This is a genomic window from Kitasatospora sp. HPM-01-4, assembly GCF_051374625.1.
In the GTDB taxonomy this organism is placed as follows: Bacteria; Actinomycetota; Actinomycetes; order Streptomycetales; family Streptomycetaceae; genus Kitasatospora.
Genome location: NZ_JBPQGP010000005.1, coordinates 1,914,464 through 1,928,513 on the forward strand (window position 1 = coordinate 1,914,464; position 14,050 = coordinate 1,928,513).

Annotated in this window: 12 protein-coding genes; 8 read left to right on the top strand and 4 right to left on the bottom strand. The window is 72.3% G+C overall.

The window, feature by feature from the left end:
- Window positions 1–18 precede the first annotated feature (18 nt).
- On the bottom strand, window positions 19–1,095 hold the full coding sequence (ku, locus tag ACSMTC_RS08310; RefSeq protein ID WP_436559005.1) for a non-homologous end joining protein Ku: 1,077 nt from the start codon (window positions 1,093–1,095) through the stop codon (window positions 19–21).
- Window positions 1,096–1,296: 201 nt separating this feature from the next.
- Between ku and ligD the strand changes: the two genes are divergently transcribed.
- The 8 genes from ligD to ACSMTC_RS08350 all read left to right on the top strand — a co-directional run bounded on the left by ligD (window position 1,297) and on the right by ACSMTC_RS08350 (window position 11,290).
- Window positions 1,297–2,259, top strand: coding sequence for a non-homologous end-joining DNA ligase (gene ligD, locus ACSMTC_RS08315; RefSeq protein ID WP_436559006.1), 963 nt, complete (start codon window positions 1,297–1,299; stop codon window positions 2,257–2,259).
- A gap of 89 nt (window positions 2,260–2,348) precedes the next feature.
- Entirely contained in the window at window positions 2,349–2,717 is a 369-nt protein-coding gene (locus tag ACSMTC_RS08320) for a hypothetical protein (protein ID WP_436559007.1), read from the top strand.
- Window positions 2,718–3,093: 376 nt separating this feature from the next.
- The gene (locus tag ACSMTC_RS08325; RefSeq protein WP_436559008.1) at window positions 3,094–4,758 is read left to right on the top strand and encodes an APC family permease; all 1,665 of its coding nucleotides are present in this window, start codon (window positions 3,094–3,096) and stop codon (window positions 4,756–4,758) included.
- Window positions 4,759–5,007: 249 nt separating this feature from the next.
- On the top strand, window positions 5,008–6,465 hold the full coding sequence (locus ACSMTC_RS08330; protein ID WP_436559009.1) for a catalase: 1,458 nt from the start codon (window positions 5,008–5,010) through the stop codon (window positions 6,463–6,465).
- Window positions 6,466–6,726: 261 nt separating this feature from the next.
- On the top strand, window positions 6,727–7,755 hold the full coding sequence (locus ACSMTC_RS08335; RefSeq protein ID WP_436559010.1) for a phosphotransferase family protein: 1,029 nt from the start codon (window positions 6,727–6,729) through the stop codon (window positions 7,753–7,755).
- Between the two features lie 2 nt (window positions 7,756–7,757).
- A complete protein-coding gene (locus ACSMTC_RS08340; RefSeq protein ID WP_436559011.1) occupies window positions 7,758–8,969 on the top strand; it encodes an acyl-CoA dehydrogenase family protein in 1,212 nt (403 codons plus the stop codon).
- A 30-nt stretch (window positions 8,970–8,999) separates the two neighbouring features.
- Window positions 9,000–10,175 (top strand): acyl-CoA dehydrogenase family protein, encoded by a 1,176-nt coding sequence (locus ACSMTC_RS08345; protein WP_436559012.1) that lies wholly within the window; start codon window positions 9,000–9,002, stop codon window positions 10,173–10,175.
- Window positions 10,172–11,290: an acyl-CoA dehydrogenase family protein gene (locus ACSMTC_RS08350; protein WP_436559013.1), complete on the top strand. Its 1,119-nt coding sequence runs from the start codon at window positions 10,172–10,174 to the stop codon at window positions 11,288–11,290. The genes ACSMTC_RS08345 and ACSMTC_RS08350 overlap by 4 nt, the downstream gene beginning before the upstream one ends.
- Window positions 11,291–11,406: 116 nt before the next feature.
- Here the strand turns inward: ACSMTC_RS08350 and ACSMTC_RS08355 are convergent, their stop codons facing one another.
- From ACSMTC_RS08355 to ACSMTC_RS08365, 3 genes are read right to left on the bottom strand one after another with little or no spacing between them, the layout of a single operon-like run.
- Window positions 11,407–12,375, bottom strand: coding sequence for an NADPH:quinone oxidoreductase family protein (locus ACSMTC_RS08355; RefSeq protein WP_436559014.1), 969 nt, complete (start codon window positions 12,373–12,375; stop codon window positions 11,407–11,409).
- Complete coding sequence (locus tag ACSMTC_RS08360) at window positions 12,372–13,172, bottom strand: SDR family oxidoreductase (RefSeq protein WP_436559015.1); 801 nt, start codon at window positions 13,170–13,172, stop codon at window positions 12,372–12,374. Before ACSMTC_RS08360 ends, ACSMTC_RS08355 begins: the two co-directional genes overlap by 4 nt.
- Entirely contained in the window at window positions 13,169–13,924 is a 756-nt protein-coding gene (locus tag ACSMTC_RS08365) for an SDR family oxidoreductase (protein WP_436559016.1), read from the bottom strand. The genes ACSMTC_RS08360 and ACSMTC_RS08365 overlap by 4 nt, the downstream gene beginning before the upstream one ends.
- Window positions 13,925–14,050 lie beyond the last annotated feature (126 nt).

The following is a 14,050-nucleotide window of genomic DNA, read 5'->3' on the forward strand; positions in this document are numbered from 1 at the left end:
CGCGCTCCGCGCGGCCGCTCAGGAGACCGCGCGCAAGCGCCGTTTGGGGCGGGCGGCGGGCTCCAGGGCGTGCTGGAGCTCGTCCCGGGTCATACCGGAGCGGCCCTGGACGCCCTGCTCGGTCGCCATCCGGTACAGCTCGGCCTTGCTGAGCGCCGCCAGATCGGGGCCGCCGGCGGTCTTCCGCGCCTTCCGCGCCCCGGAGGCCTCGGGCCGTGCGCCGGCCTCCTTCCGGCCCGTGGTCCCCTTGCCGCGCGCGGTCCCCTTCCCGCTCCCGGCCTCCGCCTCCCCGGTGCCACCGCCGCCCCCGGGCCCTGCGCCGGCCTGCCGCAGGCTGCGCTGGAGGACGTCCATCAGGTCCACCACGTTGGTGGACTCCGGCGCCGGGGCGGCGGCCACCGTCTCCCGTCCGCCGAGCTTGGCCTCGACCAGTTCGCGGACCTGCTCGCCGAAGGTGTCGTGGTAGGCGTCCGGCTCCCAGTCGACGCTGAGGGCCTCGATCAGCTGGCAGGCGGTGGACAGCTCCTTCTCGCGCGGTGCGACCTCACCGGGCAGGTTGTCCACCTCCCGGTGCGGGTCGCGGACCTCGTCCGCGTAGTGCATGGTCTGCAGCACCAGCAGGTCCTCCTCCGGCCGTACCGCCGCCAGGTACTGCTTCCCGCGCATCGCGAAGGTGGCCAGGCCGGCCCGTCCGGTCTCGGTCATCGCCCGCAGCAGCAGGCCGTACACGTTGGCGTACTCCTTGCCGCGCGGACCCAGGTAGTACGTCCGGTCGAAGAAGACCGGGTCCACCTGCTGGAGCCGGACGAAGCCGCTGATCTCGATCGACCGGGAGCGCCCGGGGGAGAGCTCCTCCAGCTCGGAGGGCTCGAAGACGACGTACTCGCCCTCGGCGACCTCGTAGCCCTTGACGACGTCCCCGTACGCGACCTCCTTGCCGGTGCGCTCGTTGACCCGCAGGTTGCGCACCCGGTCAAAGGTGCCGCGCTCCAGCTGGCGGAAGTGCGGCGAGTGGTCCTCGGTCGCCGCGTACAGCGCCACCGGGACGGCGACCAGCCCGAAGCTCAGGGTGCCGGTCCAGATCGGCCTGGCCATGACGGGCCTCCTCGGTCTGCCGTCCGCGCTCGCCGCCAACGGCTCATGCCTCACCGGCGCCCCGCGATTCGCCGGTGTCCATGGTCCGTCCCACCCGGCCGATCGGCCAGTCGTCCCGGAGCCGGCCGGGCGTCGGGCGGGCGTCGGCCGGGCGGACGAACGGGGCTGGGGCCGGCGGGCCGACCGGCGCACCCTGGAAGGATGAGCACATCCGCCGGACCGGGGCCCCTGCCCGAGTCGCTCAGCCCGATGCTGGCCGGCACCAGCACCCGCCGGGAGTTCGACGCCGGCTGGATCCTGGAACGGAAGCTGGACGGGGTCCGCGCGCTCGCCTACCGCGACGGCGACCGGATCCGGCTGGTCAGCCGCAACGGCAAGGCACTGCAGGACGGTTACCCCGAACTGGTCGCCGCGCTGGCCGCGCAGCCCGTCCAGCGCTTCGTGGTGGACGGCGAGATCGTCGCCCTCGACCACGGTGTGACCAGTTTCGAGCTGCTCCAGCGCCGGATGCAGCTGCGTGACGCCCGCCGGGCCAGGGCGACCGGGGTGGAGGTCACGTACTACCTCTTCGACCTGCTGCACCTGGAGGGGTACGACACCACCCGGCTGCCGCTGCGCTCGCGCAAGAAGCTGCTGCGGCAGGCGATCCGCTACGGCGGGCCGCTGCGCTTCACCGTCCACCGCAACGGCGACGGCCCGGCACCGCTCGCGGAGGTCTGCGCCCGGGGCTGGGAGGGCCTGATCGCCAAACGCGCGGACAGCCGCTATGTGCAGCGGCGCTCGACGGACTGGCTCAAGCTCAAGTGCTCGGCCGCGCAGGAACTGGTGATCGGCGGTTTCACCGCCCCGGCGGGCAGCCGGGTCGGCTTCGGCGCCCTGCTGCTGGGCCACTTCTCCGACGGCCGGCTGCACTACGCGGGCAAGGTGGGCACCGGCTTCGACACCGCCACCCTGCACCGGCTGCGGGCCGCCCTCGACGCCCTGGCCCAGCCCGCCTCCCCGTTCGCCGAACCGGTACCCGAGCGCACCGCCCACTGGGTCCGGCCGGAACTGGTCGCCCAGGTCGCCTTCACCGGGTGGACCCGCGACGGCCGGCTGCGCCACCCGCGCTACCTCGGTCTGCGCGAGGACAAGCCCGCCCACCAGGTCACCCGCGAGTCCTGACCGGCTAAGACCGACCGGCAGTAGGGCCGTGCCCGGAGCGGGTGGCGTCCGGTTCCTGGGCTCCTGCCCGCAAGAGCGACACTGAAGTCATGGACGAGTCGCACCGGCCAGCGAAGGGGGATATTTTCACCCCGCCCGTGGTCGTGCGCCCACCGACCCGGGGCGCGCGGCCCTACCGCCGTGTGGAGATCTACGGACGGCTGGTCGGCAAGGCGTACGGCGAGCTGGACGTGGCCGAGTTCATCCGGCGAGCCGGGGTCGACGAGCCCGATCTGGACGACCCGGATCTGGTCGGCTGGCGCGGTGGCGACCGCACGGTCTGGTCCGCGGAGCCCGTTCCCCCTCCCGAAGAGCCCCTGCCCGGCCCCGGCGAACCGGCACCCGAGCCGCTCTCGCCGGGCGATGCCGCGAATTCCGAAGGTTCTGTGGAGATTTCGGGGCCACCACCGGCCGAGTAGCCGCGGCGCCCGGACGCTCGCATACTGAGGCGTAACAGGCCGACGCAGTATAGGCCTATTCAAAAGCGCCCTACAGGGCCGTTTCATACCTCCGATTCCCAGGCTGAATTCCCCCATCGGTATGCAATCAGCGGAGCGTCCGCGCAGGCCAGGGCTAGTCTCAAGTAATCCTCAAATCTCGGCCTGCCGCCCGGCTCCGCAAGTCCACAACTCCCGGCACTGGCACGTTGATTGACGCCCGGATTCATCCGGCATTCACCCACGGCACGGCTTTCGAATATAACTATTCGGAATCATGGGCTGTTCTCGGGGATTCCGGCCCGCCTAGCCTTGGGCAACTCTCACCCCCTGCCATCACCCGAGAGGCATCTCCCCCATGGCAAATGTCCAACAGCTTGCCCAGTCCGCAGCGCCTCCGACCGGGTCTCCCGCCGGATCCGGCGGCCGCTCGCTGCGCCGCGACGTCGGCCTGATCGGGCTGCTCTGGGCCTCCGTCGGTTCGATCATCGGATCCGGATGGCTCTACGGCGCCAAGAACGCCGTGGTCGCAGCCGGCCCCGCCGCGGTCGTCTCCTGGGGCATAGGCGCCGTGGCGATCGTCCTCCTCGCCTTCGTCCACGCCGAGCTGGGTGGGCTCTTCCCCGTCGCCGGCGGCACCGCCCGCTACCCCCACTACGCCTTCGGCGGTCTGGCCGGCATGTCCTTCGGCTGGTTCTCCTGGCTGCAGGCGGCCACCGTGGCTCCGATCGAGGTCGAGGCGATGATCGGCTACGCCGGTCACTGGGACTTCGCCAAGGGATTCCTGAACGCCAACGGCACCCTCACCGCAAGCGGCTTCACGGTCGCGGTGATCCTGATGGGCGTCTTCGTCGCGGTGAACTTCCTCGGTGTCCGGGTGCTCTCGCACACCAACTCCGTCGCCACCTGGCTGAAGATCTTCGTCCCGCTGTTCACGATCTTCGTGCTCGCCGCCACCCACTTCCACGGCAGCAACTTCACCTCGCACGGCTTCATGCCCTTCGGCCCCAAGGGCATGCTCGCCGCGATCAGCACCAGCGGCATCATCTTCGCCCTGCTCGGCTTCGAGCAGGCGATCCAGCTGGCCGGTGAGAGCCGGAACCCCAAGCGGGACATCCCCCGCGCGGTGCTCGGCTCGGTGGCCATCGGCACCCTGATCTACACCCTGCTGCAGGTCGTCTTCATCGGCGCCCTCCCGGTCTCCGCCTTCGCCAACGGCTGGGCGCACCTGGACTTCCCGGGCATCAGCGGCCCCTTCGCCGGCCTCGCCACCGTCGTGGGCCTCGGCTGGCTCGCCGGGGTGCTGTACTTCGACGCCATCGTCTCCCCCGGCGGCACCGGCCTGATCTACACCACCTCCACCTCGCGCATCTCCTACGGCCTGAGCCGCAACGGCTACGCGCCGCAGCTCTTCGAGAAGGTCGACAAGCGCGGTGTGCCGTGGTTCGGCCTGATCATCTCCTTCGTCACCGGTGTGATCTGCTTCCTGCCCTTCCCGAGCTGGCAGGAGCTGGTCGGCTTCATCACCTCCGCCAGCGTGCTGATGTACGCGGGTGCCCCGCTGGCCTTCGGTGCGCTGCGCCGCCGGCTGCCGGACCGCGAGCGCTCCTACCGCCTGCCCTTCGGCGAGATCATCTCCCCGCTGTCCTTCGTGGTCGCCAGCCTGATCATCTACTGGACCGGCTGGACCACCCTGGCCCGCCTGGGTGCCGCCATCGTGATCGGCTACCTGCTGCTCGGCTCCTACGCCGTGTACGCCACCAGGAAGGGCCTGCCGAACGCCCCGCGTCTGGACTGGAAGCCCGCCCAGTGGCTGCCGGTCTACCTGCTGGGCCTCGGTGTCATCTCCTGGCAGGGCGGTTTCGGTGACGGCACCGGCAACATCCCGATGTGGTGGGACATGGCGCTGGTCGCCGCGTTCTCCCTGGCGATCTACCAGTGGGCGATCCGCGTCGCACTGCCCGCCGAGGCGATCGAGCAGAACATCTCGGACGTCGAGGTCGTCGACGAGGGCGGCCACTGATCACGGCCACCGGTCATCGGCCCCCTTCCCGGGCCCGGTCGGGACCCTCCTGCGGGAGGGCCCCGGCCGGGCCGGGGCGCGTCGGCCGGCCGTCCCCCGGCCCATGACCGGGCCTGCTGCGGTTGTGGGAGCGGCCGGTCGGTGCTCAAGTGGAAGCGGCCGCAGCGGGAGCCGCCACCGGCCCCGTCGGCGCCCGCACCCGGCACGCCTGCAGCCGGCAGGCCTGCACCGCGAGGAGGCCCCTCCACCATGTCCGAAGCAAGCACCCCGTACACCACCAACAACGCCGGCGTCCCCGTCGAGAGCGACACCGACTCGCTGACCGTGGGAGCGGCCGGCCCGATCCTGCTGCACGACCACTACCTGATCGAGAAGATGGCCCAGTTCAACCGGGAACGGGTACCCGAACGGGTGGTGCACGCCAAGGGTTCCGGCGCCTACGGCTTCTTCCAGGTCACCAACGACGTCAGCCAGTTCACCAAGGCATCGGTCTTCCAGCCCGGTAAGAGGACCGAGATGCTGGCCCGTTTCTCCACCGTCGCGGGTGAGCAGGGCTCCCCCGACACCTGGCGCGACCCGCGCGGCTTCGCGCTGAAGTTCTACACCGACCAGGGAAACTACGACCTGGTCGGCAACAACACCCCCGTCTTCTTCGTCCGGGACACCATCAAGTTCCAGGACTTCATCCGCTCGCAGAAGCGCCGCCCGGACAACGGGCTGCGGGACAACGACATGCAGTGGGACTTCTGGACGCTCTCCCCCGAGTCCGCCCACATGGTCACCTGGCTGATGGGCGACCGGGGGATCCCCAGGACCTACCGCAACATGAACGGCTACGGCTCGCACACCTACAGCTGGGTCAACGCCGGCGGCCAGCGGTTCTGGGTGAAGTACCACTTCAAGACCGACCAGGGCATCGACTTCTACACCCAGGAAGAGGCCGACCTGATGGCCGGGCAGGACGCGGACTGCCACCGCCGCGACCTGTACGAGGCGATCGAGAGCGGCAACCACCCCTCCTGGACGCTCTACGTGCAGATCATGCCCTTCGACGATGCGTGGGACTACCGCTTCAACCCCTTCGATCTGACCAAGGTGTGGCCGCACGGCGACTACCCGCTGATCGAGGTCGGCCGGATGACCCTCGACCGCAATCCGGAGGACTACTTCGTCCACATCGAGCAGGCCGCCTTCGAGCCCTCCAACCTGGTGCCCGGTGTGGGCGTCTCCCCCGACAAGATGCTGCTCGGCCGGATCTTCTCCTACCCGGACACCCACCGGTACCGGATCGGCCCCAACTACGCCCAGCTGCCGCCGAACCGCTCGCACGTCCCCGTGCACTCCTACGCCAAGGACGGCCCGATGCGCTTCGATCCCTCCAGGGCCGCACGGCCGTACGCGCCCAACTCGTACGGCGGCCCGGACGCCCGGACCGACCTGTGGGGCGCGCCGCTCGGCTGGGAGGTGGAGGGCCAGATGGTCCGCGAGGCGTCGCCGCTGCACCGGGAGGACGACGACTGGGGGCAGGCGGGCACCATGGTGCGGAAGGTGCTGGACGACGCCGCACGCGACCGCCTGGTCTCCAACATCAGCGGGCACCTGCTGGACGGGGTCTCGGCACCCGTGCTGGCCCGGGCGCTGGAGTACTGGCGCAACGTCGACAAGGACCTGGGCGACCGGATCGCCAAGAAGGTCAACGGCGGCTGAGACCGCAGCCTCACGCGTCCTGTCGGGACCGCCCCGGGTGATGACCACCCGGGGCGGTCCGCTGTGCGCCGCGAAACCCCGGCACCCGAACACCGACCGCCACGCCTCCGGACGGGAAGACCGGCGAGAACCGACCGCCCCGTCGACCGTTGACAGTTCGGTGCGGGCACCGTGATGCTAAGCAAGCGCTTAGTCAGTAGTTCGGCCTCCCACCGCCGCCGCCTCAGTCCCCACCCCTGCCACCCAGACGAGGTAGTCCAGATGAGCGATACCCCCGAGACTCCACCCGGCCTCGACCTCGCGCGGCTGCGCGAGCACCTCGACACCGAGCTGCCCGGTACCGTCCGCGGACCGCTGCGCGCCCGGCTGTTCGAGGGCGGCAGGTCCAACCTCACCTACCTGCTGGAGGACGGCTCCACCCGCTGGGTGCTGCGCCGCCCGCCACTCGGCCATGTCCTGGCCACCGCGCACGACATGGCGCGCGAGCACCGGGTGCTGTCCGCACTCCACCCCACCCGGGTGCCGGTGCCGCGGCCGCTGCTGCTGGTCCAGGACGAGTCGGTGATCGGCGCGCCGTTCTATCTGATGCGGTACGTGCCGGGCACCCCGCACCGGGACGCGGCGGCGCTCACCGCGCTCGGGCCGCAGCGGGTGCACGCGCTCGGGCTGCACCTGGTGGACACCCTGGTCGACCTGCACGCCGTGGACCCCACCGCCGTGGGACTCGCGGACTTCGGCCGCCCTGCGGGCTTCCTGGAGCGGCAACTGCGGCGCTGGGGAAAGCAGTTGGACGCCTCCCGAAGCCGCGAGGTGGCCGGCGTCGACGAACTGCACGAGCAGCTGGCCAAGACCCTCCCGGCCTCACCCGAGCCCGCCCTGGTGCACGGCGACTACCGTCTGGACAACGTCCTGGTCGGCCCGGACGACCGGATCACCGCGGTACTGGACTGGGAGATGTCCACCGTCGGCGACCCGCTCACCGACCTCGGGCTGCTGGTGATGTACACCGAACTCGCCCGCCGCTACGACGGGATCCTGCCCGGCGCGGCCCTCGCCGAGGGCTTCCCCGGCACCACCCGGCTGGTCGACCGCTACGCCACCGGCTCCGGACGGGACGTGTCCGCGCTCGGCTGGTACGTCGGCTTCGCCTCGTTCAAGCTGGCCGTGGTGCTGGAGGGCATCCACTACCGCTACACCCGGGGCGGCACGGTCGGCGCGGGCTTCGACCGGGTGGGCGAACTGGTGCCCCTGTTCGTGCGTTTCGGCCTCACCTCGCTGAAGGAGCGGTGACCATGGACTTCTCGTACGACGCCAGGACCGAGCAGCTGCTCGGGCAACTCGGCACCTTCATGGACGAGTTCGTCTACCCCGCCGAACCCGTGCTGGCCGCCCAGCTCGCCGACCCGGACCGTGCGCCGTGGACCGCCCCGCCGGTGATCGGCGAGCTGCAGGCCCAGGCGAGGTCGCGCGGGCTCTGGAACCTGTTCCTGCCAGGGGAGTTGGGCGCCGGACTGACCAACCTCCAGTACGCGCCGCTGGCGGAGCTCACCGGCCGGAGCGTCCTGCTCGCACCGGCCGCACTCAACTGCGCCGCACCGGACACCGGGAACATGGAACTGCTGGCCCAGTTCGGCGACGAGGCCCAGCGGAAGCAGTGGCTGGAGCCGCTGCTCGCCGGCGAGATCCGGTCGGCCTTCGCGATGACCGAGCCCGAGGTGGCGTCCTCCGACGCCACCAACATCACCACCCGGATCGAGCGCGACGGTGACGAGTACGTCGTCAACGGCCGCAAGTGGTACATCACCGGGGCGATGAACCCCGAGTGCCGGATCTTCATCGTGATGGGCAAGACCGACCCCACCGCCGAGACCCGCCGGCAGCAGAGCATGATCCTGGTGCCGCGCGACACCCCCGGGGTGACCGTCAAACGCGGGATGACGGTCTTCGGGTACCAGGACTCCGACCACGGCGGGCACGCCGAGATCCTGTTCGAGAACGTCCGGGTGCCCGCCGCCAACCTGATCGGCGAGCCCGGTTCGGGCTTCGCCATCGCACAGGCCCGGCTCGGCCCCGGGCGGATCCACCACTGCATGCGGGCGATCGGAGTCGCCGAGCGGGCACTGGAGCTGATGTGCCGCCGGGCGAACGAGCGGGTCGCCTTCGGCAGGCCGCTGGCCGCGCAGGGAGTGGTCCGGGACTGGATCGCCGAGTCCCGGGTGCGCATCGAGCAGGCCCGGTTGCTGGTACTGAAGACCGCCTGGCTGATGGACACGGTCGGCAACCGGGGTGCGCACACCGAGATCCAGGCCATCAAGATCGCCGTACCGGCCGCGGTCGAGTGGATCCTGGACAAGGCGGTCCAGACCCACGGCGCCGCCGGGGTCGGCCAGGACACCCCGCTGGCCCAGCTCTGGGCCGGCATCCGGACCCTACGGCTGGCGGACGGGCCCGACGAGGTGCACAAGCGCTCGCTGGCCCGGCGCGAGCTGGCGCGCCACGCGTGAGACCGGTCACCGGAGAGGGAGTGAGCTGACGTGGAGACGGACATCAGGGCACGGATCGACGCGCTGCTGGCGGCACACGATCCCGCCGCCACCGGGCGCCTGGACTTCCTGCGGGCCCGCTTCGACGCCGGGCTCGCCTGGGTGCACTTCCCGGTCGGGCTGGGCGGACTCGGCGCACCGCGCGCCCAACAAGCCGTGGTGGACGCCGAGTTGGCGGCGGCGGGCGCACCGGACAACGATCCGCGCCGGATCGGGATCGGGCTCGGCATGGCCGCGCCGACCATCCTGCGCTACGGCACCGAGGAGCAGAAGTCCCGCTTCCTGCGGCCGCTGTGGACCGGTGAGGAGGTGTGGTGCCAGCTGTTCAGCGAGCCCGGTGCCGGTTCCGACCTGGCCGCGCTCGCCACCCGGGCGGTCCGTGACGGCGACGACTGGGTGGTGGACGGGCAGAAGGTCTGGACCTCCAGCGCGCACACCGCCCGCTGGGCGATCCTGCTCGCCCGCACCGACCCCGACGTGCCCAAGCACCGGGGCATCACCTACTTCGTCTGCGACATGACCGACCCCGGGGTCGAGGTCCGGCCGCTGCGCCAGATCACCGGGGAGGCCGAGTTCAACGAGGTCTTCCTCACCGGCGTACGGATCCCCGACGCCCACCGCCTCGGCGCCGTCGGCGAGGGCTGGCAGGTCGCGCAGACCACCCTCAACAACGAGCGGGTCGCGATCGGCGGCCAGGCCACCCCACGCGAGGGCGGCATGATCGGTGTGGTGGCCGGGGCCTGGCGCCGACGGCCCGAGGCGCGCACCCATGAGCTCCACCAGCGGCTGCTGAAGGGCTGGGTGGAGGCCGAGGTGATCCGGCTGACCGGCGAGCGGCTGCGCCAGCAGCTGGCGCTCGGCCAGCCCGGACCCGAGGGCGCGGCGATGAAGCTGGCCTTCGCCCGGCTGGCCCAGGAGCTCAGCGGCCTGGAGGTCGAGCTCCTCGGCGAGGAGGGCCTGTCGTACGACGACTGGACCATGACCCGGCCGGAGATCGTCGACTTCACCGGCCGCGAGGCCGGGTACCGCTACCTGCGGGCGAAGGGCAACTCGATCGAGGGCGGCACCAGCGAGATCCTGCGCAACATCATCGCCGAGCGGGTGCTCGGCCTGCCCGCCGAGCCGCGCACCGACAAGGACCTGCCCTGGAAGGAGCTGTCCCGATGACCTCGCCGGATCTGCTGTACTCGGAGATCGAGGACGAACTCCGCTCCACGGTACGGGATCTGCTGGCCGGCCACTGCCCGCCCAGTGCCGTCCTGGCCCGGTGCGAGGGCCCCGAGCCGTACGACCTCGCGCTCTGGCGGCGGCTGGTGACCGAGCTGGGAGTGGCCGGACTCCAGGTGCCCGAGGAGTTCGGCGGCGCGGGGGCCTCGCTGCGCGAGACCGCCGTGGTGCTGGAGGAGCTGGGGCGCGGGGCGGCACCGGTGCCCTTCCTGGGGAGTGCGGTGCTGGCGACCTCGGTGCTGCTGGCCTGCGGTGCGGGTGAGCTGCTGTCGGGGCTGACCGCGGACGGACGGGTGGCGGCGCTGGCGGTGCCGTTCTCGACGCCGCCCGGCGGCGCGTTCCCCGACGGGGTGCGGGTCGGTGCGGACGGCACCTTGACCGGGCGGGTCACCTCGGTGGCCGATGCGCTGCCGGCCGCGCTGCTGCTGGTTCCGGCGGTGGGCGCGGACGGTCCCGGCCTGTACGCGGTCGAGGCGGACGCGCCCGGGGCCGGGGTGGTCCGGCGGACGTCGCTGGACCTCACCCGGCAGTTGGCCGACGTGGCCCTGCACGGCGTGTCCGGACGGAGGCTGGCGGGGGCGGACACGGCGGCCGCGGTGCTGGAGCGGGCGCTGCTGACCGGGGCCGGGCTGCTGGCCTCGGAGCAGCTGGGCATCGCCGAGTGGTGCCTGGAGACCACGGTCGCGTATCTCAGGGAGCGGCGGCAGTTCGGGCGCGCGCTCGGCTCGTTCCAGGCCCTCAAGCACCGGCTGGCCGACCTGTGGCTGGAGACGGTGGGGGCCCGGGCGGCGGCGCGGTACGCGGCCGACGCGCTGGCCTGCGGCAGCCGGGACACGGCGGTGGCGGTCGCGGTCGCACAGGCGCACTGCGGGGCGCTGGCGGTGCGGGCGGCCGAGGAGTGCGTCCAGCTGCACGGCGGCATCGGGATGACCTGGGAGCACCCGGCGCACCTGTACCTGAAGCGGGCCAAGGCCGACCAACTCGCGCTCGGCACACCGGGGTTCCACCGCAACGCGCTGGCCGCCCTGGTCGACCTGCCCGGCCCGGTGGGCTGAGGACAGCGGACGGGCGCGGGGAGCGCGGCGGCGGCGTGCCGGTTCCGCGCTCCCCGCGCCCCGAGGTTCGGCAACAGGGAGCGTGGCGTCGCCGCGGGCCCTGTTGCCGGCCGGGCTCAGGTGAGGACGGCGATCCGGCCGACGGAGTCGCCGTCCGCCACGCGCTGGACTCCCTCGGCGGCACGGTCGAACGGCAGCCGTTCACTCACCAGCGGCCGTACCACTCCCTTGGCGGCGAGCTCGGTGAGCTCGGCGTGCGCCGCCCGGACCGCCTCCGGGTCCCTGGTGTTGTACAGCCCCCAGTGCAGCCCGAGGATCGAGTAGTTCTTCACCAGCGCGTGGTTCAGGCCCGGGCTCGGGATGCCGCCGCCGGCGAAACCGACCACCAGGATGCGGCCCTCGAAGGCGACGCATCTGGTGGAGCCGGTGTAGGCGTCGCCGCCGACCGGGTCGAAGACGACATCGGCACCGCGCCCGCCGGTGGCCTCCTTGACCACCGCGACGAAGTCCTCCGCCCGCCGGTCGATCACCAGGTCGGCTCCCAGCTCCCGGGCCCGCACGGCCTTTCGGGGCCCGCCGACGACCCCGATCACGGTGGCCCCGGCCGCCTTGCCGAGCTGGACCGCCGCGCTGCCGACCCCGCCTGCCGCCGCGTGCACCAGCAGGGTCTCCCCCGCGCGCAGCCCGGCCCGGCGGTGCAGACCGAACCAGGCCGTCTGGTAACCGATGTGGAGCGCCGCCGCCTCGGCGTCGTCCAGCGCGGCGGGTGCCGGGAAGACGCTGTCGGCGGCCATCAGCGCGTACTCCGCGAAGGCGCCGGCGGGCAGCAGCGGCGTGCCGATCAGGCGCTCCCCCGCCCGCGGTCCGCCGACCACCTCGCCGCAGAGCTCCACTCCCGGGGTGAACGGCAGCGGCGGGCGCACCTGGTAGTGGCCCCGGCACATCAGCGCGTCCGGGAAGTTCACCGCCGCCGCCCGCACCCTGACCAGCAACCGGCCCGCGTCCGGCTCGGGTTTCGGGACGTCCCGGTGCAGCTCCATGACGTCCTTCGGTTCACCGAGTGCGCCGACCTGCCAAGCCCTCATCGCTCTCGTCCCTTCTCGTCCACGTGGTCGTCGAGGCGCTGCTGAAGCCGGTTCATAGCGTCGAGCCAGCGGTCGGGGTCACCGGCCCGGGCCGCGTAGTACCGGGCGACCTCGGGGTGCGGCAGGACCAGGAAGGTCTCCGACTCGATGCCGCGCAGCACCGCGGCCGCCACATCCGCCGGTTCGAGCGCGGACTCGGCGAGCAGCGCCTGCCCGGCCGGCCCGCAGTCGGCGAGCATCCTGGTCCGTACGCCTTGCGGGCAGACGGCGTGCACCCGCAGACCCCGGTGGCGGTAGCTGGCCGCGAGCCACTCTGCGAAGGCGAGGGCACCGTGCTTGCTGACGGCGTACGGGGCGGAGCCGAGCATGGTGAGCAGCCCGGCGGCGGAGACGGTGGCGACGAAGCGGCCCTCGCCGCGTTCCAGCCAGTCGGGGAGCAGCAGTTCGGCCGCGCGGACGTGGGCCATCACGTTGACCTCCCAGGCGCCGGCCCAGGCGAGGGGTGAGGCGTCGGCGCCGCCGGCCGGGGCGACTCCCGCGTTGGCGCAGTAGACGTCGATCCGGCCGAGCGCCGTGCGGGCGGCGGTGATCAGCGCGGCAACGCCCTCGGCCGCGGCGGCGTCGCCCGGTACGGGGATGCCGCCGATCCTGGCCGCGACCTGTCCGGCGGCCTCGGCGTCCAGGTCGTTGACCACCACCCGGGCGCCCTCGGCGGCGAAGGCCTCGGCGAGGGCGGCCCCGATGCCGTGTCCGGCGCCGGTGACGACCACGCCCTGACCGGCCAGGGGGCTGCTCACATCCCACCGCCGAGGGTGAGGCCGCCGTCCAGCACCAGGGTCTGCCCGGTGATCCAGCCGGCCTCCTCGGAGAGCAGGAAGGCGACGGCTCCGGCGACGTCCTCGGGCAGGCCGAGCCTGCCGAGCGGGTAGGCGCGGGCCACCTCCTCCTCGCGGCCGTCGTAGAGGGCCTCGGCGAACCTGGTCTTCACCACCGCGGGCGCGACGGCGTTCACCCGGATACCGGGGCCGAGTTCGGCGGCGAGTTCGGTGGTGAGCCGGATCAGCGCGGCCTTGCTGACGCCGTACATGCCGATCCCGACCGAGCTGCGGATGCCCGCGGTGGAGGCGATGTTGACGATCGCGCCGCCGTTCTCGCCCATCCAGGCGGCGCGGGCGAGCCGGGTCCAGGCGAGCGGGGCCAGCACGTTGACGCCGAGGATCTTGGCGGCGGTGTTCGGCTCGACGTCCAGGATCGAGCCGAACACCGGGTTGATGCCGGTGTTGTTCACCAGGTAGTCGAGCCGTCCGAAGGACTCGACGGTGCGCTCGACCGCCTCCTCCTGGTGGGCCGGGTCGTCCGCCTTGCCGGCGACGGCGATGACGTTCTCGGGGCCGCCGAGGTCGCGGACGGCCTCGGCGAGCGGTTCGGGGTTGCGGGCGGTGATGCAGACCTTCGCGCCACGCTCCACCAGCGTGCGCGCGATGCCGAGGCCGATGCCCCGGCTGGCTCCGGTGACCACGGCCACCCGGCCCTTGAACGAGGGAGACATCGCCGGTCCTCTCGACAGCGGCAGGGCGTCGGGCCATGCCGTCCGACTAAGCGGTCTGCGCATCTGACTAAGCGCTTGCTTAGCATGTTGGGCACGCGCGACACTGTCAACCACGGGAAGCACCCC